The 24182-nt window shown below is 41.0% G+C and carries 29 protein-coding genes; 17 read left to right on the forward strand and 12 right to left on the reverse strand.

All coding sequences use genetic code 11. The annotated features are described in order from the left end of the window. From lpxA to ICV01_RS04570, 4 genes are read left to right on the forward strand one after another with little or no spacing between them, the layout of a single operon-like run. Positions 1-798: an acyl-ACP--UDP-N-acetylglucosamine O-acyltransferase gene (gene lpxA, locus ICV01_RS04555; protein WP_215289043.1), complete on the forward strand. Its 798-nt coding sequence runs from the start codon at positions 1-3 to the stop codon at positions 796-798. Next, positions 758-1963 carry a lipid-A-disaccharide synthase gene (gene lpxB / locus ICV01_RS04560; protein WP_215289045.1) on the forward strand — a complete coding sequence of 402 codons (1206 nt, stop codon included), beginning with the start codon at positions 758-760 and terminating at the stop codon, positions 1961-1963. Before lpxA ends, lpxB begins: the two co-directional genes overlap by 41 nt. Beyond that, a complete protein-coding gene (gene rnhB, locus ICV01_RS04565) occupies positions 1947-2552 on the forward strand; it encodes a ribonuclease HII (RefSeq protein ID WP_215286332.1) in 606 nt (201 codons plus the stop codon). The genes lpxB and rnhB overlap by 17 nt, the downstream gene beginning before the upstream one ends. Continuing rightward, complete coding sequence (locus ICV01_RS04570) at positions 2549-3361, forward strand: RNA methyltransferase (RefSeq protein ID WP_215286333.1); 813 nt, start codon at positions 2549-2551, stop codon at positions 3359-3361. The genes rnhB and ICV01_RS04570 overlap by 4 nt, the downstream gene beginning before the upstream one ends. 5 nt (positions 3362-3366) lie before the next feature. On the opposite strand, the gene ICV01_RS04575 is transcribed toward ICV01_RS04570, so the two are convergent. Continuing rightward, complete coding sequence (locus ICV01_RS04575) at positions 3367-4194, reverse strand: pyruvate, water dikinase regulatory protein (protein ID WP_215286334.1); 828 nt, start codon at positions 4192-4194, stop codon at positions 3367-3369. A 129-nt stretch (positions 4195-4323) separates the two neighbouring features. Here ICV01_RS04575 and ppsA point away from each other — a divergent pair, with 129 nt between their 5' ends. After that, positions 4324-6705, forward strand: coding sequence for a phosphoenolpyruvate synthase (gene ppsA / locus ICV01_RS04580; protein ID WP_215286335.1), 2382 nt, complete (start codon positions 4324-4326; stop codon positions 6703-6705). A gap of 44 nt (positions 6706-6749) precedes the next feature. On the opposite strand, the gene smpB is transcribed toward ppsA, so the two are convergent. Continuing rightward, positions 6750-7208, reverse strand: a complete 459-nt coding sequence (gene smpB, locus ICV01_RS04585; RefSeq protein ID WP_215286336.1) for an SsrA-binding protein SmpB — start codon at positions 7206-7208, stop codon at positions 6750-6752. A gap of 27 nt (positions 7209-7235) precedes the next feature. Here smpB and ICV01_RS04590 point away from each other — a divergent pair, with 27 nt between their 5' ends. The 9 genes from ICV01_RS04590 to ICV01_RS04630 all read left to right on the forward strand — a co-directional run bounded on the left by ICV01_RS04590 (position 7236) and on the right by ICV01_RS04630 (position 15354). Then, positions 7236-7670, forward strand: coding sequence for a type II toxin-antitoxin system RatA family toxin (locus ICV01_RS04590; protein ID WP_215286337.1), 435 nt, complete (start codon positions 7236-7238; stop codon positions 7668-7670). Then, the gene (locus ICV01_RS04595) at positions 7660-8013 is read left to right on the forward strand and encodes an RnfH family protein (RefSeq protein WP_215286338.1); all 354 of its coding nucleotides are present in this window, start codon (positions 7660-7662) and stop codon (positions 8011-8013) included. The genes ICV01_RS04590 and ICV01_RS04595 overlap by 11 nt, the downstream gene beginning before the upstream one ends. Positions 8014-8056: 43 nt before the next feature. Then, positions 8057-9520: an IMP dehydrogenase gene (gene guaB / locus ICV01_RS04600; protein WP_215286339.1), complete on the forward strand. Its 1464-nt coding sequence runs from the start codon at positions 8057-8059 to the stop codon at positions 9518-9520. A gap of 23 nt (positions 9521-9543) precedes the next feature. Further along, positions 9544-11151, forward strand: coding sequence for a glutamine-hydrolyzing GMP synthase (guaA, locus tag ICV01_RS04605; RefSeq protein ID WP_215286340.1), 1608 nt, complete (start codon positions 9544-9546; stop codon positions 11149-11151). A gap of 18 nt (positions 11152-11169) precedes the next feature. Further along, entirely contained in the window at positions 11170-11823 is a 654-nt protein-coding gene (gene queE / locus ICV01_RS04610; RefSeq protein WP_215286341.1) for a 7-carboxy-7-deazaguanine synthase, read from the forward strand. 10 nt (positions 11824-11833) lie between these two features. Continuing rightward, on the forward strand, positions 11834-12286 hold the full coding sequence (gene queD, locus ICV01_RS04615; RefSeq protein ID WP_215286342.1) for a 6-carboxytetrahydropterin synthase QueD: 453 nt from the start codon (positions 11834-11836) through the stop codon (positions 12284-12286). Beyond that, positions 12273-12746, forward strand: coding sequence for a tRNA adenosine(34) deaminase TadA (gene tadA / locus ICV01_RS04620; protein WP_371817457.1), 474 nt, complete (start codon positions 12273-12275; stop codon positions 12744-12746). Before queD ends, tadA begins: the two co-directional genes overlap by 14 nt. Next, positions 12743-13663: an LD-carboxypeptidase gene (locus tag ICV01_RS04625; RefSeq protein ID WP_215286343.1), complete on the forward strand. Its 921-nt coding sequence runs from the start codon at positions 12743-12745 to the stop codon at positions 13661-13663. The genes tadA and ICV01_RS04625 overlap by 4 nt, the downstream gene beginning before the upstream one ends. An 83-nt stretch (positions 13664-13746) precedes the next feature. Further along, a complete protein-coding gene (locus tag ICV01_RS04630) occupies positions 13747-15354 on the forward strand; it encodes an ABC-F family ATPase (RefSeq protein ID WP_215286344.1) in 1608 nt (535 codons plus the stop codon). Here ICV01_RS04630 and ICV01_RS04635 read toward each other — a convergent pair. Further along, positions 15336-15578, reverse strand: coding sequence for a DUF1289 domain-containing protein (locus ICV01_RS04635; RefSeq protein ID WP_215286345.1), 243 nt, complete (start codon positions 15576-15578; stop codon positions 15336-15338). The two genes, ICV01_RS04630 and ICV01_RS04635, sit on opposite strands and share 19 nt — an antisense overlap. Further along, positions 15575-15838, reverse strand: a complete 264-nt coding sequence (locus ICV01_RS04640) for a hypothetical protein (protein ID WP_215286346.1) — start codon at positions 15836-15838, stop codon at positions 15575-15577. Before ICV01_RS04640 ends, ICV01_RS04635 begins: the two co-directional genes overlap by 4 nt. Before the next feature lie 46 nt (positions 15839-15884). Here ICV01_RS04640 and ICV01_RS04645 point away from each other — a divergent pair, with 46 nt between their 5' ends. Further along, on the forward strand, positions 15885-16547 hold the full coding sequence (locus ICV01_RS04645) for a SprT-like domain-containing protein (RefSeq protein ID WP_215286347.1): 663 nt from the start codon (positions 15885-15887) through the stop codon (positions 16545-16547). Between the two features lie 25 nt (positions 16548-16572). Here ICV01_RS04645 and gloA read toward each other — a convergent pair whose 3' ends face one another. The 7 genes from gloA to mltG all read right to left on the reverse strand — a co-directional run bounded on the left by gloA (position 16573) and on the right by mltG (position 21794). Beyond that, the gene (gene gloA, locus ICV01_RS04650; protein WP_215286348.1) at positions 16573-16959 is read right to left on the reverse strand and encodes a lactoylglutathione lyase; all 387 of its coding nucleotides are present in this window, start codon (positions 16957-16959) and stop codon (positions 16573-16575) included. Between the two features lie 18 nt (positions 16960-16977). Continuing rightward, positions 16978-17400, reverse strand: coding sequence for a DUF3293 domain-containing protein (locus ICV01_RS04655; RefSeq protein ID WP_215286349.1), 423 nt, complete (start codon positions 17398-17400; stop codon positions 16978-16980). Positions 17401-17422: 22 nt separating this feature from the next. After that, positions 17423-17989: an ankyrin repeat domain-containing protein gene (locus ICV01_RS04660; protein WP_215286350.1), complete on the reverse strand. Its 567-nt coding sequence runs from the start codon at positions 17987-17989 to the stop codon at positions 17423-17425. A gap of 162 nt (positions 17990-18151) precedes the next feature. Next, complete coding sequence (locus tag ICV01_RS04665; RefSeq protein WP_215286351.1) at positions 18152-18931, reverse strand: TatD family hydrolase; 780 nt, start codon at positions 18929-18931, stop codon at positions 18152-18154. Between the two features lie 26 nt (positions 18932-18957). Further along, a complete protein-coding gene (gene holB, locus ICV01_RS04670; RefSeq protein ID WP_215286352.1) occupies positions 18958-20058 on the reverse strand; it encodes a DNA polymerase III subunit delta' in 1101 nt (366 codons plus the stop codon). A gap of 34 nt (positions 20059-20092) precedes the next feature. Further along, positions 20093-20767, reverse strand: coding sequence for a dTMP kinase (gene tmk / locus ICV01_RS04675; RefSeq protein ID WP_215286353.1), 675 nt, complete (start codon positions 20765-20767; stop codon positions 20093-20095). 4 nt (positions 20768-20771) lie between these two features. Continuing rightward, a complete protein-coding gene (gene mltG / locus ICV01_RS04680; protein ID WP_215286354.1) occupies positions 20772-21794 on the reverse strand; it encodes an endolytic transglycosylase MltG in 1023 nt (340 codons plus the stop codon). 48 nt (positions 21795-21842) lie between these two features. Here mltG and ICV01_RS04685 point away from each other — a divergent pair, with 48 nt between their 5' ends. Both ICV01_RS04685 and ICV01_RS04690 read left to right on the forward strand, forming a co-directional pair. Continuing rightward, complete coding sequence (locus ICV01_RS04685; protein WP_215286355.1) at positions 21843-22841, forward strand: folate-binding protein YgfZ; 999 nt, start codon at positions 21843-21845, stop codon at positions 22839-22841. Between the two features lie 9 nt (positions 22842-22850). Continuing rightward, entirely contained in the window at positions 22851-23696 is an 846-nt protein-coding gene (locus ICV01_RS04690) for an NRDE family protein (RefSeq protein WP_215286356.1), read from the forward strand. Positions 23697-23704: 8 nt separating this feature from the next. Here ICV01_RS04690 and ICV01_RS04695 read toward each other — a convergent pair whose 3' ends face one another. Beyond that, positions 23705-24124, reverse strand: a complete 420-nt coding sequence (locus tag ICV01_RS04695; protein WP_215286357.1) for a PaaI family thioesterase — start codon at positions 24122-24124, stop codon at positions 23705-23707. Positions 24125-24182: the final 58 nt, after the last annotated feature.

Raw genomic sequence — 24182 nt, forward strand, 5'->3', positions numbered from 1 at the left:
ATGGCTTTGATTCACAAGACTGCTGTTATTGACCCTAACGCGGAAATAGCGGAAGGTGTTGAGGTTGGCCCTTACGCTGTCATTGGCCCCCATGTGAAGATTGGGGCTGGAACAAAGGTTGGGGCCCATTCGGTGCTAGAGGGTCATACAACTATTGGTATCGATAATAAGATTGGTCATTTTGCTTCGGTTGGTGGAGCTCCTCAAGATATGAAATATCGAGATGAGCCAACTCAATTAATCATTGGCGATCGTAATGTGATTCGTGAATTTACAACTTTGCATACCGGCACTATTCAGGATGCTGGTTTTACAAAAATTGGTAATGACAATTGGATTATGGCCTATGTACATATTGCCCATGATTGTGTTGTGGGAAATAACACTATTTTTTCTAATAATGCACAAATTGCTGGCCATGTACACGTGGGAGATTGGGCAATTCTTGGCGGTATGAGCGGTGTTCATCAATTTGTTCGTATTGGCGAGCATTCAATGATTGGTGGAGCTTCAAAATTAGTTCAAGATCTACCCCCTTATGTAATTGCCTCTGGAGCCATCGCAGAACCTCATGGGTTAAATGCTGAAGGTCTAAAACGTCGAGGTTTTACGTCGGAATCGATTGCCGCTCTAAGACAAGCTTATAAAATTTTATATAAACAAGGTTTGAGTTTTGAAGATGCTAAAAAATCTTTACTAGATTTAGCCACTGAAAAACAATCCGAATCTGACTCTGCCGAGAAAATAAAACTATTCCATGACTTTATCGCCGCTTCACAGCGCGGCATCGCCCGCTAATCAGATCGATCATTCATATTTAGCTTGTGTTGCAGGTGAACCCTCTGGGGATATGCTGGCAGCATCAGTTTTAGCTGGCATGAAACAAATCTCCAGCACATCAAGAGTGACCACTAGGGGAGTAGGTGGTCCAAAAATGATTGCTGAAGGTTTTGATGCCTTATGGCCAATGGAAACATTAGCGGTTAGAGGTTATGTTGAGGCCATTAAACAGCTCCCGGCTATTCTAAAATTACGCAAAGCACTTCTCCATGAATTGCTTCAAAATCGACCTTCAGCTTATCTAGGAATCGATGCTCCTGACTTTAACTTAGGTGTGGAAAGAAAGCTGAAGTCAGAGGGAATCCCAACAATTCACTTTATCAGCCCATCTATTTGGGCGTGGCGCGGTGAACGCATACACAAAATTAAACAATCTGTTGATAGGATGCTGTGTATTTTCCCCTTTGAAGCTGCCATCTATCAGGAAGTGGGGATGGAGGCTACCTATGTTGGTCATCCATTAGCATCAACTATTCCATTAGTACCTGATATAGCAACCGCAAGAAATAAATTAAGCATAGGGAGTGAGAAAGCTCTTGTTGCAGTTCTACCAGGTAGCCGTCAATCAGAAATTGATTTAATTGGTCCACGATTTTTTGATGCCATTGAACTAATGTATAAATCATATGGCTCAGATGTTGAATTTATTATCCCAATTGCTACTCCTGCACTTAAATCTAAAATTGAGTTAATGGCTGATCAAGTACGCCAGCGTCTAAGCTCAATTCAGATCCACCTAATCAATGGACAGGCAAGTCTAGCTTTAGAAGCTTGTGATGTTGTATTAATTGCCAGTGGCACTGCTACTTTAGAAGCTGCATTATGGAAAAAGCCAATGGTTATTTCTTATGTAGTCCCTAGGTTAACGGCATGGATTATGAAAAAACAAGGCTATTTACCTTATGTAGGATTGCCCAATATCCTGGCAAGAGAATTTGTTGTTCCTGAACTCTTGCAGGATGATGCAACTCCAGAAGCTTTGGCTCATGCCACATTAAATTGGTTAGATGAATCTGAAAAAGTTAGGTCACTAAAGAACCGTTTTACAGAAATGCACCATACGCTCAATCTCCCAACTGGTAAATTGGTGGCAGAGGTTATTGCGGATGTTATTCATGCTTAACGATGAAGTTGTTTGTGGTGTTGATGAGGCAGGTAGAGGGCCATTAGCTGGCTCTGTTGTTGCTGCGGCAGTTGTATTGAATCCAGCTAAGCCAATTTCCGGTTTAAAAGATTCTAAAAAATTAACCGCTAAAGCTCGTGAAGATCTGTATGAGCTAATTATCAGGGATGCTCTTGCCTGGTCGATTGCTGAAGCCAGCGCTGTAGAAATTGATTCCATTAATATCTTGCAAGCTACTATGTTAGCCATGAAAAGGGCTGTTGAGGGTTTGGAAAAGATGCTAGGAACAATGCCAGATAAAGCCTTAATTGATGGTAATCGTTGTCCACAACTTAATATTGAAATGGAAGCAATTATTAAGGGTGATAGTAAAGTTCAATCCATTTCAGCAGCATCTATATTGGCCAAGGTTAAACGCGATAGAGATATGCATCAATTACATTTAAGATACCCCATGTATGGATTTGATCAACATATGGGCTATCCGACACAAGCCCATTTTTTAGCTTTGAACCAATTTGGTCCTTGCCCTGAACACAGAAGAAGTTTTGCTCCAGTAAAGGCTGCTTTAGAGGTGAAATTATTATGAAACAAGCTAAGCTAATCAGCTCTTTGGATAATCCATTAATTAAACGCATCAAATTTTTATTAGACTCAGGAAGCAAAGCTAGCAAGATTAGAGGTGAGACAAATTTAACTGTTATTGAAGGAGTTCACCTAGCTCAAGCTTGGCTAGGGAGCGAAGATTTGCTGGAAATTTTTACTACAGAAGAAGGAATGTCTCAATCTGAAATCGCGGCTGTGATTGATACCCAGTTAGCAGTTTTCCCACAAACAGATTTATATATTCTAGATGCTGCATTGTGGAAAAAAATTACTGATCTTGGAAATGCCCCCCCAATCATGGCTTCTATTCGGATTTCAAAGCATGAATTTCCTATGAGCTTCAAAGATGATGTGTTGATACTAGATGCTGTTCAAGATGCTGGTAATGTTGGCTCCATGATGAGAAGTTCTTTAGCAGCCGGAGTTAAGAATATTGTTTGCATGAAGGGGACTGCTCAAGCTTGGTCTCCTAAGGTTTTAAGATCTGGAATGGGCGCTCATAGACATTTAAAAATTTATGAAGGTTGGACTCTTAATAATATTAGGGAAAAGATCAAGATTCCTTTACTGGCAACTAGCCTAAACTCAGAAACCAACTTGTATGATCTAGGCCAAGAGTTAAAAACTCCTAAAGCATGGGTTTTTGGTAATGAAGGTGCAGGGGTTAGCCCAGAAATATTGGCAATTGCAAAAGGAGTTTTGATTCCTCAGGATTTTTGCATTGAATCACTTAATGTTGCCGCAGCTACAGCCGTATGCCTGTTTGAAATGCTGCGGGTACGTCGCTATTAACTGATTTAATAATTAGTGCGTTGTTCGGGTTTAATTTCTTGAAGGATAGTTGTAGCAATTTCCTCAATAGATTTATTGGTCGTCGATAACCAAGGAATGCTGTGCTTGCGCATCATTGCCTCGGCCTCACTGACTTCATAACGACAATTGGCTATCTTGGCGTAATTACTTCCAGGTCGACGTTCATTTCGAATTTCTGATAGGCGCATAGGGTCAATAGTTAACCCAAATAATTTCTTTTTATAAGGCTGTATATCAACCGGCATTTGATTACGTTCAAAATCATCTGGAATCAAAGGGTAGTTAGCAGATTTCAGACCGTATTGCATAGCCAAGTAAAGACTTGTTGGGGTTTTCCCACTTCTAGAAACTCCCACCAAGATGACATCTGCATCCGCTAAGTTCTGATTGGACTGACCATCATCATGTGCCAAAGAGAAATTAATGGCTTCAATACGATTTTTATAGGAGTCTGTTGACGCATTATTGTGAAAACGTCCGATAGCATGCGTTGACTTAACTCCTAATGCTTGCTCAAGAGGAACAATGAATGTTTGAAACATGTCCATCATTAGCCCGCTTGAAGCTGTCACAATCTGATTCACTTCAGGGTCTACTAAGGTCGTAAATACAATCGGTTGCTGACCTGAAGTTTTAGCATGGTCATTAATTTCCCTAACCGCTTGATGAGCTTTATCAACTGTATCCACAAAAGGTAAGCGAATTTGTCTAAAAGGGAGCTCGAATTGGGCCAATATAGACTGACTAAAGGTTTCTGCAGTAATTCCGGTGCCATCCGAAACGATGAATACTGTACGGGGTTTAGCGCTCATAAGTGATTGTTCAGATGCATTTCTGTAAGTTTATTTAAGGATACAATAGACACATTAAGTATGCCCGATAGGTGAATTAGACCCTAATTTGGGCTGCAGTACAGATTTTCTATTACTTTGAGAGTTGTTATGTCCAATCCAAACCATGCTAACGCATACGTTTTACCTTTTGAAGAGCTAAGAATGACTGATGTTGAGTCAGTTGGCGGCAAAAATGCTTCACTTGGTGAAATGATTTCACAATTAAATGCATCAGGAGTTCGTGTACCGACAGGTTTTGCCACCACTGCCTTAGCCTTCCGTGATTTCTTAATTCACAATAAATTAACTGAACGCATTAATGTGCGTTTAGATGAACTCAACGTTGATGATGTTAAGGCTCTTGCAGAAGCGGGTGCTGAAATTCGTCGATGGGTTGAAGACGCTCCCTTTCAAGAACGTCTTGAAAAAGAAATTCGAGAGGCTTTCGCCAAGTTAGATGCTGATGGCAAAGGCTCTTTTGCTGTTAGATCTTCAGCCACCGCGGAGGATTTGCCTGATGCATCATTTGCTGGTCAACAAGAATCATTCTTGAACGTCGTAGGTATCGAAGATATTTTGCACCGCATTCGTGAAGTATTTGCTTCTCTGTATAACGATCGTGCTATTTCTTACCGGGTACATAAAGGTTTTGCTCACGCAGAAGTAGCTTTATCCGCAGGTATTCAAAGAATGGTTCGCTCAGACAAAGCAGCTTCTGGCGTCATGTTTACTTTAGATACAGAATCTGGCTTTGAGGATGCTGTCTTTATTACATCAAGTTATGGCCTTGGTGAGACAGTTGTTCAAGGAGCGGTCAATCCTGATGAATTTTATGTGTTTAAACCTACTCTAGCAGCAGGTAAATATCCAATTATCAGAAGAAGCCTAGGTTCAAAATTAATTCAAATGCAATTTACTGCTCCTGGAGAACAGGGTAGAGTAAAAACAGTAGAGGTTCCACTAGAACAACGTAACCGCTATTCAATTACTGATGAAGATGTTGCAGAATTAGCCAGATATGCAGTCATCATCGAGAAACACTATCAACGCCCGATGGACATTGAATGGGGTAAAGATGGCATTGATGGAAAAATATATATTCTTCAAGCTCGTCCAGAGACAGTAAAGAGCCAAGCGCAGGGTAAGGTTGAGATGCGCTATAAATTAAAGGGCCATTCAACTGTTCTAACAACGGGTAGAGCGATTGGTCAAAAAATTGGCACTGGTACTGTCCGAGTTGTAAAAGATGCGAGTGAAATGGATCGCGTACAACCAGGTGATGTATTAGTTGCTGATATGACTGACCCTAATTGGGAGCCAGTGATGAAAAGAGCCGCTGCAATCGTAACCAATCGAGGTGGACGTACGTGTCATGCTGCAATTATTGCTCGTGAACTAGGGGTGCCTGCTGTTGTAGGTTGCACTAATGCTACCGATGTTCTAAAAGATGGTGCTGTTGTAACGGTATCTTGTGCTGAAGGTGATGAAGGACGTATTTATGATGGTCCTATTGAAACTGAAGTTACCGAAATAAGCCGTGGTACCTTGCCTGAAATTCCAGTAAAAATTATGATGAACGTTGGCAACCCTCAGCTTGCTTTTGACTTCTGTCAGATTCCAAATGGCGGTGTTGGTCTAGCGCGTCTAGAGTTCATTATTAACAATAATATTGGCGTACATCCAAAAGCAATTTTAGAGTACCCAAATATTGATCTTGACCTGAAAAAAGCAGTGGAAAGTGTCGCTAGAGGACACGCTAGCCCTAAAGCATTTTATGTTGATAAATTGGCAGAGGGGATTGCAACCATTGCGGCTGCGTTCTACCCTAAACCAGTCATTGTTCGCATGTCTGACTTCAAGTCAAATGAATATAAGAAGCTCATTGGTGGCTCACGCTATGAACCAGATGAAGAAAATCCAATGCTTGGCTTCCGTGGCGCCTCACGTTATATCTCAGAAGATTTTGCAGAAGCTTTTGCTATGGAATGCGAAGCAATGAAGCGTGTTCGTAACGATATGGGATTAACAAACGTTGAAATCATGATCCCATTCGTCAGAACCGTCACTCAAGCAGAAAAAGTAATTGGTTTATTGAGCAAGCAAGGATTAAAGCGTGGTGAAAATGGATTGCGCGTTATTATGATGTGTGAGGTACCTTCTAACGCCATCCTGGCTGAGCAGTTCCTTGAGCACTTTGATGGATTCTCAATTGGCTCGAATGACCTAACTCAATTATCTCTTGGATTAGATCGAGACTCAGGCATGGAACTATTAGCTATTGACTTCGATGAGCGGGATCCTGCTGTTGAATTCTTAATTGCTAGAGCCATTGAGACTTGCCTAGCCAAAGGTAAGTACATTGGTATTTGCGGTCAAGGCCCTTCAGACCATCCAGACTTTGCTAAGTGGCTAATGGATAAAGGTATTAAATCTATTTCCTTAAATCCTGATAGCGTAGTAGATACTTGGACAATGCTAGCAAAAAAATAGCAGCAGTGATTTTGAAGCGGTAGCTTAAGAGCCACTTTAAAACCTTAATCTCTCAGCTTAGAGCCCGAACGCATAATTCGGGCTTTTTCTATTTGCCAGTCGCGATCCTTGCTTGCCTCACGCTTATCATGTTGCTTTTTACCTCGGCCAAGCCCAATTTCGCATTTCACTCGACCTTTACTGAAATGCAAATTAAGAGGAATTAGGGTGTAGCCACGTTGCTCAACTTTACCAATCATTTTCTTAATTTCGATAGCATTTAGTAATAGCTTTCTAGTCCGACCTGGGTCTGCCAATACATGAGTTGAGGCAGATATTAGTGGGCTAATATGGCATCCAATTAGATAAATTTCAGCATTTCTAATAACAACATAGGCTTCTTTAATCTGGACGCGTCCCTCCCTAATGGCTTTAACCTCCCATCCTTGAAGAACCATACCGGCCTCAAACTTTTCCTCAATAAAATAATCAAAGAAAGCTTTTTTGTTATCAATAATGCTCATAAATTTATATCGTTAGAATAGCGAATTATGGCAGACGTATTTAAGACCGTACTTATTCCTCATTCCGCAGAACGGATGTACCACTTGGTGACGGATGTGACTAAGTATCCCGAGTTCCTTCCATGGTGCGGTGGAGTAGAGGTTTTTGAAGAGAGTGAAAGTATTCTAGATGCCAAAATCCATATTAAATTTAAGGGATTAAATCAGTATTTTCATACAAGAAATACCAATACACGGGCATCCTCTATTGATATGAAGTTTGTGGATGGCCCATTTAAAAGTTTTGAGGGTAAATGGATATTTACCTCCCTTCGCGAGGATGCCTGTAAAGTTGAGTTTCAACTTCATTATGAATTTGAAAGTGTCCTACTTGAAAAGGTTATTGGGCCTGTTTTTGGAATGATTGCAGGAACCTTCGTGGACGGCTTTGTAAAAAGGGCAGATCAGCTCTATGGGACTTAAATTGAATATTCTGTTGTGTGACGCTAGATCAGAGCCTATTTTGCTTAAAAATTGCATTTGGGAGCCTGCACCCAATCAAGCTGTTACTGTTGGGCAAGCGCTCATAGCACTGGGGGTTGTAACAGGTCAAACCGACCCTAAAATTTCCCGAAAGGGCTGTTTTGGAGTTTTTGGGAAGCGTAAAGACTGGGATAGCCCTGTTTATGACGGAGATCGTCTAGAGCTCTATGGTGAACTGCTTATAGATCCCATGGAGGCTCGAAGGAAAAAAGCCAATAAAAACCTAGATGCAAGGCTTCAGGCCAAGGCAGCAGGTAGAAAAGGGCGTTTTTTAAGCAAATAATCATAAAACCTCTATAATTTGCTTTTGCGCATAGGGGTTTTGCATGAGGCTCATACAAAAAGCACTGACATTTGACGATGTGCTTCTCGTTCCCGCTTATTCAGCGGTTTTGCCACGTGATACGCAGTTGAGCACTCAACTGACACGTGATATTTCAATAAATATTCCTTTGGTGTCTGCCGCCATGGATACCGTCACTGAAGGCCGATTAGCCATTGTCATGGCTCAAGAAGGCGGCGTAGGCATTATCCATAAAAATCTAACGCCTGCTGAGCAAGCTCGGGAAGTGGCAAAAGTGAAGCGTTATGAATCAGGTGTGTTAAGAGATCCTATTACGATCTCTCCAGATATGACGGTTAGACATGTCATTGAACTCTCAAAAGAGCATGGCTTCTCAGGCTTCCCGGTTCTTCAAGGAAAAACGGTCGTTGGCATCATTACCAATAGAGATTTACGTTTTGAAGAAGACCTAGATGCCAAAGTAAAAGACAAGATGACGCCTAAAGAACGTCTAGTCACAATAAAGGAAGGCGCTAGCCCCGACGAGGCCAAACGCTTAATGAATAAACATCGCTTGGAGCGAGTTCTTGTTGTTAACGATGCTTTTGAACTACGTGGCTTAGTCACAGTTAAAGATATTCTAAAAGCTAAAGAACATCCTTTAGCTAGCAAAGATGCAAGAGGGCAACTTATTGCTGGGGCGGCTGTTGGTGTTGGCCCAGACAATGATGAGCGCATTGAGTTATTAGCAAAAGCAGGTGTGGATGTAATTGTTGTGGATACCGCACACGGTCATAGCCAAGGGGTGTTAGACCGAGTTAAATGGGTCAAAAAGAACTACCCTCAGATACAAGTTATTGGTGGAAATATCGCAACTGGTGATGCAGCTAAAGCTTTGGTGGCTCACGGTGCAGATGGTGTGAAGGTGGGTATTGGCCCAGGCTCAATCTGTACAACCCGTATTGTGGCGGGGGTTGGTGTGCCACAAATTACAGCCGTCGTAAATGTTTCTGAAGCATTAAAAGGTACTGGGGTGCCTTTAATTGCAGACGGTGGTATTCGTTATTCTGGCGATATTTCTAAAGCCTTGGCAGCCGGCGCTCATTGCGTCATGATGGGCGGTATGTTTGCCGGTACTGAAGAAGCACCTGGCGAGGTATTTCTTTACCAAGGCCGATCATATAAGAGCTACAGAGGTATGGGTTCAGTAGGGGCCATGAAAGACGGAGCTGCAGATCGTTATTTCCAAGAAGATAACAGCGCTAATGTGGATAAATTAGTACCGGAAGGTATTGAGGGACGTGTTCCTTATAAAGGTAGCGTTTTAGCGATTGTTCATCAACTAACAGGTGGGATTCGTTCATCAATGGGTTATTGCGGCTGCAAAACAATTACTGATTTACACGATAAAGCAGGCTTTGTAGAAATTACTTCTGCTGGCATGCGTGAATCTCATGTGCATGATGTTCAAATCACCAAAGAAGCTCCCAATTACCATATTGATTAATCGTTGTTTATTTTAGGATTGCCGTGCACGACAAGATTTTAATTTTAGATTTTGGGTCACAAGTTACCCAGCTAATTGCTAGACGAGTACGTGAAGCTCGCGTTTATTCAGAGATTCATCCATATGATGTTTCTTCAGAATTTATTGAGAAATTTGTTAAAGAGCATGGCTGTAAAGGCATTATCTTGTCGGGTGGCCCGAGTTCAGTCACTGAAGGCGATACACCAAGGGCTCCTGAAGTTGTATTCCAGTTAGGCGTTCCCGTACTTGGTATTTGTTATGGCATGCAAACCATGGCTGCGCAACTTGGCGGTAAAGTGGCTACAGCAGAATCATTAGGTAAGTCTCGTGAATTTGGCTACGCTGAAGTTCGCGCTCGAGGCCATACAAAGCTACTTGAAAATATTCAGGATTTCACTACTCCTGAAGGACATGGCATCCTAAAAGTTTGGATGAGCCATGGTGATTCAGTGACTGAACTGCCTGATGGATTCAAGTTAATGGCATCAACTGACTCATGTCCTATTGCAGGCATGGCAGATGAAACTCGTGGGTTTTATGCGGTTCAATTTCATCCCGAAGTAACTCACACCATTTTAGGTAAGCAACTGTTAGAGCGATTTGTCCATCAAATTTGTGCCTGCGGTACCGATTGGGTCATGGGCGATTACATTGCTGAAGCGGTTGCATCCATTCGTCAACAAGTTGGTGACGATGAAGTGATTTTAGGTTTGTCTGGTGGTGTTGATTCAAGCGTAGCTGCTGCTCTAATTCACCGTGCAATTGGTTCTCAACTCACTTGCGTCTTTGTTGACCATGGGTTACTTCGCCTAAATGAAGGCAAGATGGTCATGGAGATGTTTGCCAAAAATCTTGGTGTAAAAGTTATCCATGTTGATGCCACCACTCAGTTCATGAATGAGTTAGCTAATGTTTCAGATCCTGAAGCCAAGAGAAAGATTATTGGTAAAGAGTTTGTTGAAGTATTCCAAGTTGAGTCTGGAAAAATTAAAAATGCTAAATGGCTAGCACAAGGCACTATTTATCCTGATGTAATTGAGTCAGCAGGCAAAGGAAAGAAGGGGGCTCATACCATTAAGAGTCATCACAATGTAGGTGGCCTGCCAGAAGATATGAAGCTAAAGCTTTTGGAGCCTTTACGTGAACTATTTAAAGATGAGGTGCGTGAGTTAGGTGTCGCCTTAGGTTTACCCCATGAGATGGTCTATCGCCACCCATTCCCAGGCCCTGGGTTAGGTGTGCGTATTCTTGGGGAGGTTAAAAAAGAATTCGCTGACTTACTTCGTAGGGCCGATGCCATTTTCATCGAGGAACTAAGATCAACCATTGATGAAAACAGCGGAAAATCTTGGTATGACTTAACCAGTCAAGCTTTTGCGGTATTTTTACCGGTTAAATCCGTTGGCGTTATGGGTGATGGTCGAACATATGAATATGTTGTTGCCTTAAGGGCTGTACAAACCCAAGATTTCATGACAGCCCATTGGGCCCACTTGCCTCATGAATTACTTGGCCGTGTATCTAATCGAATCATCAATGAAGTACGAGGTATTAATCGCGTTGTCTACGATATTAGCGGAAAACCTCCTGCAACCATTGAGTGGGAATAATAAGGTCACTTCTAAACGATGACCTACAGTGTTAAAGAATTATTTCTAACCCTACAAGGTGAGGGAGCCCAAACAGGTAAAGTTGCAGTCTTTTGCCGTTTCTCCGGATGCAATTTGTGGTCAGGAAGAGAAGCAGATCGAGCTCATGCCATCTGCCAGTTTTGCGATACAGATTTTGTTGGAATTGACGGCGGCGGTGGTGGAAAATTTGAAACTCCAGAACTCTTAGCTGAAGCAATTGATCGCGAATGGGGGTTAGGTGATCCAACCCATAAGTATGTCGTGTTCACAGGTGGTGAACCTTTATTGCAATTAGATATTGCGCTAATTAATTCTCTCAAGCTAAAAGGTTTCAAAATTGGCATTGAAACAAATGGCACTATACGAGTACCTAATGGCATTGACTGGATTTGCGTTAGCCCAAAGTTTGGCTCTGAACTAGTACAACTTCAGGGTGATGAAATTAAATTAGTTATCCCACAAATAGGTCACTCTGATAATCTAAATAAAATTCTATCTAGATTTGAAAAGATGTCTTTTACTCATCACTTCCTGCAAGCCATGGATGGACCCAATCTAATGGCTAATCGTAATTTAGCCATTAAAATATGCCAGTCGCGCCCTTTATGGCGTTTAAGTATTCAAACTCATAAATTTTTGGGAATCCGCTAGATTAGTCTTTATGAATAAAAAAATAGCAATCACACGCAGATTAGAGTTTGATGCCGGCCACCGCATTCCCAATCATGAAGGACATTGTCGCCATATTCATGGGCATCGTTATGTGATGGAGGTGACTCTATTAGGTGATGTACTCAATCATCAAGGCTATTCTGATGATGGCATGGTATTGGACTTTGGTGACATAAAAAAACTAGCCAATGAGCTCGTCATTAATAAATGGGATCACGCTTTTTTAGTGGCAAAAGAAGATGAATCATTGGTCAATTTTTTAGCTAGCATTCCTGATCACAAAACAGTGGTCTTAGATACTATACCGACGGTTGAAAATCTAGCTCAAACAGCTTTTTCAATACTTGAGCCAGTATTCAAAAATAATTTCTCTGGTCGCCTTAACTTAAATCGACTACGTTTATACGAAACACCAAATTGCTGGGCCGATGTCTATGCCTAACATGCGTGATATTGAATTCATGCAGTTAGCTTTAGAGCAAGCAAAGGTAGCTCAACGGATCAATGAAGTGCCTGTAGGGGCTGTTTTAGTTTTAAATGATAGAGTGATTGCATTAGGGCATAACCAACCCATCAACCAAAATGACCCTAGCGCTCATGCTGAGATAGTTGCTCTTCGATTGGGTGGTCAAGCTGTAGGAAATTACCGACTACCAGATGCAACTCTTTACGTGACGCTTGAGCCTTGCATGATGTGTTCAGGAGCCATCATGCATGCTAGATTATCAAGGGTAGTTTATGGTGCCCAAGATCCTAAAACGGGATGTGCTCACAGCGTATTAAACCTCTTTGACAATAAACAGCTAAATCACCATACAATGATAGAAAGAGGAGTACTTGAAACTGAGTGCTCTCAAATATTGAAAGATTTTTTTAAAGAACGTAGATTACGAAATTCATGAAATTAAACTTGATTGCTCCTTCAGGTGCATTGCCAGATGTATCTATCTTAGATAAGGGATACACATGGTTTCAAGAACAAGGTATTGAAGTTTGTAACCTCTCATGTGGACACCGTCAATTTCAAAGATTTGCTGGAACTGACTCAGAACGCCTAGACGAAATTAATCTTATTTCCAAATTGCCATCTGACTCAGTTGTCATGTCTTTGAGGGGAGGGTATGGTCTGAGTCGCTTACTCAAAGATATTCAATGGGATGCAATTGCCTCACAAGTTAATAAAGGGCTAAAAATTATTGGGCACAGTGACTTCACATCCTTTGGCCTAGCGCTTTATGCGAAAACTGGTGCTTCTAGCTTTGCGGGACCCATGTTTGCTTATGATTTTTGTGGAGATATTTCAGCATTTACCTGGAAACACTATCAGCAGGCCATTCAAGATAATAAGCTCGATATACAAGTCTTATCACCACAAGAAATTGAAACACCACTTGGCGTTGAAATGAAGGATCAATCAGTTTTATGGGGTGGCAACCTAACAATGCTGACGAGCTTATTGGGCACAGCATACTTGCCAAGCCTGCAACAGGTGTCTAATGGTATTTTATTTATAGAGGATGTGAATGAGCACCCTTATAGAGTAGAAAGAATGTTGCATCAACTCTTTGATGCAGGCTACCTTTCCTCTCAAAAAGCTATTTTGATCGGGGATATTTCCTCTTATAAACTGGGAGAGGCTGATCGAGGATACAGCTTACCAGATGCACTTGCATCCATTAGAAACAGATTAGGACAAAAAATTCCGGTTTTAACTAACTTACCATTTGGCCATTGCGCTGATAAATTAACACTGCCATTAGGAAAATACGTTAGCTTATCAGCCAGCCAATCTGGCTATATCCTTAAAGCTAGCTGGTAGATTTCTGCAATATTCATCTCAAATAGGCCGATTGGTTAAAATAACGGTCTTTAGTTCGCATTACTCTTTTACAGGTAAATAACGTGCTTTCAGCAGCAAATATCACTATGCAATTTGGGGCTAAACCCCTATTCGAAAATATATCCGTTAAATTTGGTGGCGGGAACCGCTACGGTTTAATCGGTGCAAATGGTTGTGGCAAATCAACGTTCATGAAAATTCTTGGCGGAGACTTGGAGCCGTCAGCGGGTAATGTGTCACTTGAACCGAATATTCGCCTTGGTAAATTACGCCAAGATCAATTTGCCTATGAAGATAAGAGGGTGCTTGATGTCGTCATGATGGGGCATGAAGACATGTGGAATGCAGCTGCTGAACGCGATGCCTTATATGCCAATCCAGATGCAACCGATGAAGACTATATGCGTGCCGCTGAATTAGAAACTAAATTTGCTGAATTTGGTGGCTATACAGCTGAAGCTAGAGCTGGTGAATTATTACTAGGCATCGGTATTCCTATTGAGCAACACAATGGCCCAATGAGTGAAGTGGCTCCGGGCTGGAAATTACGTGTACTGTTAGCCCAGGCTTTATTTTCCGACCCAGATGTTCTGCTACTTGATGAACCAACAAATAACTTAGATATTCATTCTATTCATTGGCTTGAAGATATTCTTAACGAACGTAATAGCACAATGATCATCATCTCCCATGATCGTCACTTCTTAAATGCTGTATGCACACATATGGCTGACATGGACTTTGGAACCTTAACTGTCTACCCAGGCAATTATGACTCTTACATGTTGGCATCTATGCAAGCTCGCTCACAGCAACTTGCTAACAATGCTAAAGCCAAAGAGAAAATTGAAGAATTACAAGCATTCGTTAGACGATTTTCGGCTAATGCATCTAAAGCGCGGCAAGCAACATCAAGACAACGCCAACTAGAAAAAATTGAAGTTGTAGAAATTAAACCATCCTCACGTCAAAATCCATTCATTCGTTTTGAATACGATAAAAAACTACACAATATCGTTGTTGAGTGCGACGCCTTATCTAAAGCTTATGAACGTACAATTTTCAAAAATTTTAAAATGATCATTCGCCCAGGCGAAAAAGTGGCCATTATCGGTGAAAATGGTGCCGGCAAAACAACACTCCTTAAATCTATCTTAAGTGAGCGTTTTGGGGGAATTTCCACAGATTCTGGAACGGTCAAATGGTCAGAGAATGCTGATGTAGGTTATATGCCTCAAGACACTAGCGAATGCTTTCCGGTTGATACAACCCTTCTTGAATGGATGGGTCAATGGGGTAAGCCAGGCGATGATGATCAAGTTATTCGGGGAACACTAGGGCGCTTACTTTTCTCAGGCAATGAAATTGGAAAATCAGTTCGAGTGATTTCTGGTGGTGAAAAAGGGCGCATGATTTGGGGTAAGCTCATGCTACAAAAACATAACGTCCTCGCGATGGATGAGCCAACAAACCATATGGATATGGAATCCATTGAAAGTTTGCAAACATCCTTAGAAAAATATGATGGCACGGTTATTTTTGTTTCTCATGACCGTGAATTTATCACTGGATTGGCGACGCGCATTTTAGAAATAAAACACGATGGAACTGTGACTGACTTTGAAGGAACTTACGAAGAATATCTAGCAAGTCAGTCTTTAGCTGGCTGACTCTTCCTGACAAAACGCATTGCTGTCCCTTCTGAGGTGATACGAGCCCAAACAGCCTGTTTCTCCTCAGCAGTCATAAAAACCCAGTTATATACCTCTGCCGCAGTTCTACCGCAGCCTTGGCACACATCATCAAATAGGGTAGAGCAAATGCCAATACAAGGAGAATCAGAATTCTCATCATTGATAGATAAAGATGAATTGGAGTGATTGTTTTCAGTCATAAAGGCGTACAGGTTAATATTTCGCCGGCTCTTTTCCAAAGGCCTGTTTTAGGTACAAAGCTAATGACTGACTGTTCAACAGCGCCAGAACAATTAGCGTCGAAATAACTTTGAGAACCCAAGCTGCCACAGTAGTTATAAACCTGGTTAGCAATTCTCATGGAGGATCCTGCCAAAATCATGCGCATTGGTTTTTCATTTAGGTCAGAAGGATTAACTTTGCAATGCCAAGTAACGTAATCATTTCGATCACAAGCCATTAAACTCATTGATAATAACAAGAGTATAGGTAATTTTTTTAAGAACATGTCTTCAAATATAGCTCAATCTCACACAACTCGCGAATCTTGGTTACAAGCTGCTGTTCATTCACTAGAACCAACTTTCTCAAAAGCTGGCTTTGCGATTCCTCCAGTTAAGATTTCGTGTGGCTGGCCAGCATCTAGCGCCCCTAGAACTACATTAGGTCAATGTTGGCCTCGAGAACGTTCTGGAGACCTTGTTAATGAAATCTTTGTCTCCCCTAAATTAGAAGATCCTGTAGAAGTTCTAGATACTCTTGTTCATGAGCTGTGCCATGCAATTGACGATTGTCATAGTGGCCATGGCGAAGACTTCAAAGAAATTGCTCAATGTGTTGGCCTTGAAGGTCCGGCGAGAAGTGCCCATGCTACAGAAGAACTTAAAGTAAGACTGATGATGATTGCCGAGAGATTAGGGCAGTACCCGCATAAGGCAATTGTTTTCCCACCTCCTAGAGCGAACAATACTCAACGAGCTAAAGCTAAATGCGGGCAATGTGGCTATGAAGTCAATCTGCTAAAAAAATGGGCCACAATGGGCGCACCCATTTGTCCTAAAGACAATGTGCGAATGGAAGAAGTTGTAACAGATCTTCTTCAAGAGACACCAGAAGAAGAGAAAGAAAGAAAAGATAAGGAAAAAGAAATTAAGAGGGCCGTTTCCTAACTCATCCACCAGATCTTCATTATCTTTAATGCTGAATTAATTCAATCTTATATCCATCAGGATCTTGGACAAACGCAATTAAAGTATTACCACCTTTCACAGGGCCTGCTTCACGCGTAATCGTGCCCCCAGCGGCACGAATATCCTCGCATACCTTATAAATATCTCTAACTCCAATAGCAATATGACCGTAAGCAGATCCGATATCGTAGCCTTCAATGCCATAGTTATAGGTTAATTCAATCTCTGCTTGCCCAGAAACATTACCTTGCTCAAACGCAACAAAAGCTAAAGAATATTTCTGATCAGGGCGATTTGTTGTCCGAAGTAAATTCATCCCCATTACTTCGGTATAAAACTTAATGGATCGCTCTAAATTGCCGACCCTTAACATAGTATGTAGCAGTTGCATTTCTTAAAACCTCCTAACTTATTCACTCAACCAAACTAACTCTGGGGCTTGTCCGTTAATCAACATGACCAGCGCATTTTGTTGATAGAAACGGCCTAATTTACTGGCGAAGTCAGAATCCATCCCCATAACTAAATAACTATCCTCATGCCATTCACCCACAGACCCTTTTCCAAACCCACTGAAGTAGGGTAGCCCTAACTCTTCTATAGCAAGCTTGAGCTGATTCATAGCTAACTTATTTAATTCGTCAGACTGCTGAATGCCATGAGGATTACAGGCAGTTATAAATCCTGCTGTACTAACTCCATAACGCAGCATTAATTGATCTAAATCTGGCGACCTCTGATCAACCTTAAAACTAATGGGGGGAGAACTTAGGATCACATATTCAGCACACTTATAGATATCTGAAAACTCTGAATATATCTTACTTAACATAATAATGATTATGCGAATAATTTTAATTGGTATAAGGGGTGCCAAATAACTTGACCCACCTAGACCTCAAGCCTAAAGCTATTTCAGACTGATTCCCTGATTCTGCAAACTCAATAACTGTCATACCAACAGCATTCTTAATCGTCATATCAGAGCCACGATCCAATAACAGCTTAACTATGTGGATATGACCAGCTCTCGCTGCCAACATTAAAGGCGTTGTTCCATTAGGACTCAAGGCGTCAATATAAGCATGGTGATTTAATAAGTACTCAGTCATGCTCAAGCGTCCATTAAGAACCGCATAATGCAAAACCGTCCAACCGGGCTTATTTATCTCAACATCATATTTATCTACCAAATCAACAACTAACTCTTCATGGCCATTTAAGGCTGCCAACATAACTGGTGTTTCATTGGCAATATTGGGTTTATTCAGATCTATTGACGGCACACTCATCAATAATGTCGCTGTTTTAAGTGATTTTTCAGTAATAGCAACCAATAATGCAGAATTTCCTTTTGAATCAACAACATTTGGGCTTAAACCATCACGTAAACTTTTTTTAACGGCATCAACATGATCCATTCTAATATCGCGGAAAAATTCATCCGCTCGATACTGATCTTGCTCAAGTTGATTAGTTTGAGCATATAAATTTGAACTTAAACTAAAACATAAAAATAAAAATATGAAACAATTACTTATATTTATATTTGAAAGTTTTTTGTGAGGAATTTTTAACATCAATTAAATAGGGACCTTAAATAACTGCTTGAAGTTTTTAGTTGTCTGAGTAGCTAACTCATCCACAGAAACCCCCTTTAAATTGGCCACAAACTCACCAACATGAGCAACCCAAGCAGGCTCATTAGTTTTACCCCTATGAGGTATCGGAGCCAAAAATGGAGAGTCTGTTTCTATTAACATTCGATCCAGCGGGACCTTTTTACAAGTTTCCTGCAAATCTTTAGCACTTTTAAAAGTAACGATGCCTGAGAAAGAAATATAAAACCCCAAATCCATTGCTTTTTGGGCAACATCCCAGTTTTCAGTAAAACAATGCATTACGCCACCAACGCGACTAGCCCCCTCTTCACGCAGAATCTTGATAGTGTCATCTGAAGCACAACGCGTATGTACGATTAAAGGCTTACCCACTGCTATAGCAGCTTTAATATGCGTTCTAAACCGCTCGCGCTGCCACTCCATGTCCTCATAAGCCCTATCCCCCATTCTGTAGTAATCAAGGCCCGTCTCACCAATTGCTAAAACCTTAGGATGCTGAGAAAGCTCAACTAATTGCTTCACACTTGGCTCAGGTGTGTTCTCATAATCAGGGTGCGTACCTACTGAAGCAAATAGATTATGATAGGTCTCAGCTAATGCTAGTACTTTTGGAAAATCAGGCATATCTACAGAAATGCACAATGCATTCTGAACCTGAGCATCCCGCATACGCTGAAGTAAAGCGGGAACCTGCCCCTCATACTCGGGGAAATCTAAATGACAATGCGAATCAACAAACATAACAGTTGAACTTCCATATTTAAGATTTATTTAAACAAATCTTGATATCTAATTAATAGCGCCTCGATTTGGACTCTATTAGCTAAAGCATGTAGCTCATGCCTTCTAGCATCTAAAAGCAAGCGCCAGAACTCCGACAATTTATTTGAATTTACCTGTTCTGCACACTTAATAATGGAGCTACTTCTCGTTGGGTAATAACGGATATACCCCGCTTGTTGTTGACCTAAGATATCGGCAATCCAACGCTCAAGCCCAATTAACAATACTGACATTGGTGCTTTATATACTAATTCAGATGTAGCTAACCAATCGATCCGGCTCCCCTGCTCTAACCCTTTTAATAGGTCAAATGTTATCTGTTGATGAAGTTCAACGGCATCATCTAATTTGAGCAAACGAGCTCGCGCATCCAAAACAGCGCCACCCGATTCACCCAACACCTCCTCAAGATGACTACTATCAGACCGAACTCCTTCATGCACCAACTCAAGAGCTAACCAATCCAAAGCCATTTGTTTACTTGGTCTATTTAAAGTCAATAAACGGCAACGAGAACGAATCGTTGGAAGAATTCTATCCAATCGATCGCTTACCAAAATAAATAAGGTGCTTTGAGGTGGCTCTTCTAAAGTTTTCAATAGCGTATTAGCAGAAACAGCCTGTAAACTTTCAATGGGGCTAATAAGCACAACTCGCCATTTCCCCCTATGAGGCGCGGTATTGATACCATCCAAGGCATCTCTAATTTGCTCCACCTTTATAAAAGAACTAGCCTTCTTATCAGGTTTTTCTGTGTCATCCTCTGTTTTCTTTTTAGACTTTTTAGGTTTCTCATCATCTCCCGCCATCATTTCATGAGGCAATAAATGAAACTGGTCTTCAGGCACCAAACCTAAAAAATCAGGATGATTACCAGCATCAAACCAATGACAGGCCTCACACTCACAACAAGGCTTGTCCTTTATTGGGGATTCGCACAACAAAGCTTTAGCTAAATGAAGGGCAAAATCAAATTTACCAATACCGGCCTGACCATGTAGCAACATAGCATGCGGCACCTGATTTAGCGTTAACTCTGACCAAGTTTGTTGAAACCATGGATATAGTTTTTTACTGACGCTCATCGCTTTGATTCATATTTAAAAATAGTTATATAAATCATATGGATAAAGATGCCTCTTTAAGCGAATTCCATATAACTTCTTTAGATTGGTTCGAATCAATAATCCTAAATCTAGCAGGGTCATCTTCAGCCCGCCTTAAATACTCTTGACGTACTTTCTCAAAAAACTTGGTATTCAGTTGTTCAAACTTATCAGGCTCACGAGCAGCACTTCTCCTTGATTCCGCAACTGCACTTGGCAAATCAAATAAGAACGTTAAATCAGGTTGTAAAACATAGCGTTGCTCGACCCCACCCTCATTTTTCATCCGCATTTGCACCCACACTTCTAGCTCATAGAGTTTAGCCAAATCCAAACCCCGGCCACCGCCCTGATAAGCAAAGCTAGCATCTGTAAATCGATCTGAAATAACAATTTTTCCGTCTTTCAAGGCTGGTTCAATCACGGTAGCTAAATGCTCACGACGGGCAGCAAACATCAATAAAGCTTCCGTTTCTAGATGCATCGGATGATGCAATAAGATCTCACGCAACTTCTCACCCAAGGCAGTACCACCCGGCTCACGTGTTAAAACAATTTGCCGACCAGGGAAACGCTGTGACAGTTCATCAGCAAAAGCTTGTATGTGGGTGCTTTTACCCGCACCATCAATACCTTCAAAGGTGATAAAGAAACCGGGTTTATTTGCTGACTGAGTCAATAAAGACATGTAATTATTTTCTAAGTTGATATTGCTGAACAGCTTGATTATGCGCCACCAGTGTCTCAGAGAATACACTTCTACCATTCCCTTTAGCCACAAAATAAAGCGCCTTTGATTTCGCTGGTTTTGCGGCAGCTAAGAGAGCATCCTTACCAGGCATTGCAATAGGGGTTGGTGGTAACCCATAACGTGTATAGGTATTGTAAGGCCCATCCTTCAGCAAGTCTTTTTTCCTAATATTGCCATCAAAAGCATCACCCAATCCATAAATAATAGTTGGATCTGTTTGTAGTTTCATCCCCAATTTCAATCGGTTATTAAATACTGCTGCCACCAAACCACGATCATCAGGATGACCCGTCTCCTTTTCGATGATTGATGCTAGCTTTAATAATTCATAAGCATTTTTAATTGAGCTATCAGACGATCTCACTTCCCAAGCGTTATTTAAATTTTTCATCATGGCTAGATAAGCACGCTGATAAATAATGAGGTCTGAATCACCTGGTTCATAAACATAAGTATCTGGAAAAAAGACACCTTCCGGATGAAGTTCTTTAGCCTCAATTTTTGCCAAAATTTGTCCAGCACTCCAAGACTTGGCTTCCTTTTTAAGATCAACTTGGGAATCAATTGCTGCCTTAAACTGCTTAAAAGTCCAACCTTCCACCAATGTAACGTTTAATTTGACGCTATCACCCCGTCCCATTTTGAATAAAACGGTCGCCAAATTAGCACCAGGAGGAAAGTCATAAAAACCTGATTTCAATTGTTTACCTAGGAAAAACCCACGAGCCACAATTTGTACGTGCCAATTGGATGTTTGAACCCCTTGTGACATTAATTGCCTCGCCACACTAGAAACATTCGAGCCAGGAGTAATCCTTACCCTCACTTGCCCTTCTTTCGTCGAAGGTTCAATATTTTTTGGAATAACTACGGCAACAAAAGCTAGGTAAGTAAATGAAAAACCCAATAAGATAGCTATTGAGGCAATAATCTTTAAAAATTTTGAGGTAAAAATACGCTTCATGCGTCAATGATAAAAGCTTATTTAAAAAATGCTTAGAAAAATGGGAATATGACTCCATTAGAAACAACTACTCTAACTAAATTAGATTACTGGTCACTCATCACAGTAACTGGGCCAGATGCTACTGATTTTCTTCAAAATCAACTAACCAATAGCGTTCAATCGATTACCGCTACTCCAACCGGTGGCATAGCTCAAGTTAATCAACAACATCTATTTGCTGGTTACTGCTCTGCTAAAGGTCGCTTGCAAGCTTCATTTTGGGTAAGTCGAATAGATATCCGATCAGAAACTGGTGAGATCATTCCAGAATATAGATTACTTGTATCAAAAGATTTAGCATCCTTTATTACAAAACGACTATCCATGTTCGTTTTAAGATCAAAAGTCAAAATTACTGATCAATCTGCGGCCATCAAAATTTATGGTCTAACACATACAGGTGATAAAGAGGCACTAATGAATATTAGTGTTTTAGAAAATATTCAAATCCTCGAATTGCCTGCTGTCAAAGCTAATCAGGCATTTTTTCACCGCCATATTATTTATGCTCTAGGAGCCACACCAGAAAACTTTGAGAAACATCTACCCAATCAAGTCATCACTGCTTCATCTGAAATCTGGGATTGGCTAGAGGTCATCAGCGGTATCCCTAGGGTTACCGAGGGAACCTTAGAAAAATTTGTCCCTCAAATGATTAACATGGAATCTCTTAATGGAATTGACTTTAAAAAAGGTTGTTACCCTGGGCAAGAAGTCGTGGCAAGAAGCCAGTATCGCGGAACCATTAAACGTCGTTTACAAATTGCATCTATAGAACATGTAAATGCTCCAACGGCTGGGGCTGATATTTTTCATAGCGAAGATATAGACCAACCTTGTGGCATGGTTGTTCTATCAGCTAGAGATCCAATCAATCCCCAGATAATTCACTTACAAGTTGAATGTAAATTAGAAGCTCTTCTACAAGGTCAAATTCATCTTGGCTCACCACAAGGCCCTACCTTAACTTTTGATCAACTACCTTACGCCCTCATTGAAATTTAACTAATCCATATGTGTCTAGTCCTGACAGCTTGGCAAACTCATCCTCAATATCCGCTGGTTGTGCTTGCTAACCGGGATGAGTTTTATGAACGTCCAACAGAACCTATGAACTGGTGGAAAGACCATCCACACATATTGGCTGGAAAAGATAAAGCTGATGTTTTAGGAGAGTCTGGAACATGGATGGGTATCAATAAAAATGGTAAGTTTGCAGCTCTCACAAATATCAGATCTCCCAACGAGAAAAATCCTGCAGCTCGCACGCGCGGTGAAATAACTGCTAAATATTTAATTAACCGACATGCACCTGAAGAATTTATTACTACGCATGAAAAATCTTTCAGTCGATATAACGGATTTAATTTCTTAGCAACGGATCTCTCCCAAAAAACACCTCAATTAATTTGGCTTAGCAATAGGATATGGATGGGAGACCATTTCCGCGCCAGAAAAATAGTAAAACCCCAACAACTAAATCCAGGCTTGTATGGCTTATCTAATGGGACCCTTGATAGCCCGTGGCCTAAAGTTCAACACCGCATAAGCGCTTTTGCGCAATTACTAGCCATGGATACAGGTGAATTTAAAAAAGCAGACCAGTATCTGCACATCATGGAAGATCCTACTCAAGCGCCTGACGAAAAGCTCCCTCAAACAGGTGTTTCTTATGAGTGGGAAAAAATGCTTTCATCAGCATTCATCAAAACAGAACTTTACGGTACAAGATCCATATCACTCATCCGAGTCCGCCATGATGGTCATTTTGAGGTCATGGAAAAATGCTTTGATGCGCAAAAAGAAATAGGACTACAAGTATTCGAAGGGCAGCTACAACAGCCACCTTTAATCGCTTAAGATAACTTTTATTTCCGGGCGGGTAACTCTTTAAAATACTTAAATGTGGCGCTTCCCATACAGCAAATACGACTATTTTCGTCATATAACTTAGCCTCAACAAAGGCAAGCGTTGGCGTAACATGTACAGTCTTTGCCGCCACCCGCACAACTCCCTTAGCAGCCTGCATAAAATTATTTTTAAGCTCAATCGTTACAACACCTCGACCCGTTGCATCTGCAGCTCTTGCAGCAATAGCCATACCAACATCCATGAGGGTCAATAAAACACCTCCATGAGCCACATCCCAACTATTATTATGTTCAGGCTTTAATGAAAGAACCACCTCACCCTCACCTAAATCAGCTCGAAGACAACGCACCCCCAATAATTTAAGAAAAGGAACATCTAGCTCCACACCCATATTTTTTAATTGATCTTGATTCATATCTATATATTAATCGGGGTTATGCCCATAAGATATATTTATCTGCAAATACTTACCA

Origin of the sequence: Polynucleobacter sp. MWH-Spelu-300-X4 (assembly GCF_018687515.1) — a bacterium.
Taxonomy (GTDB): Bacteria; Pseudomonadota; Gammaproteobacteria; order Burkholderiales; family Burkholderiaceae; genus Polynucleobacter.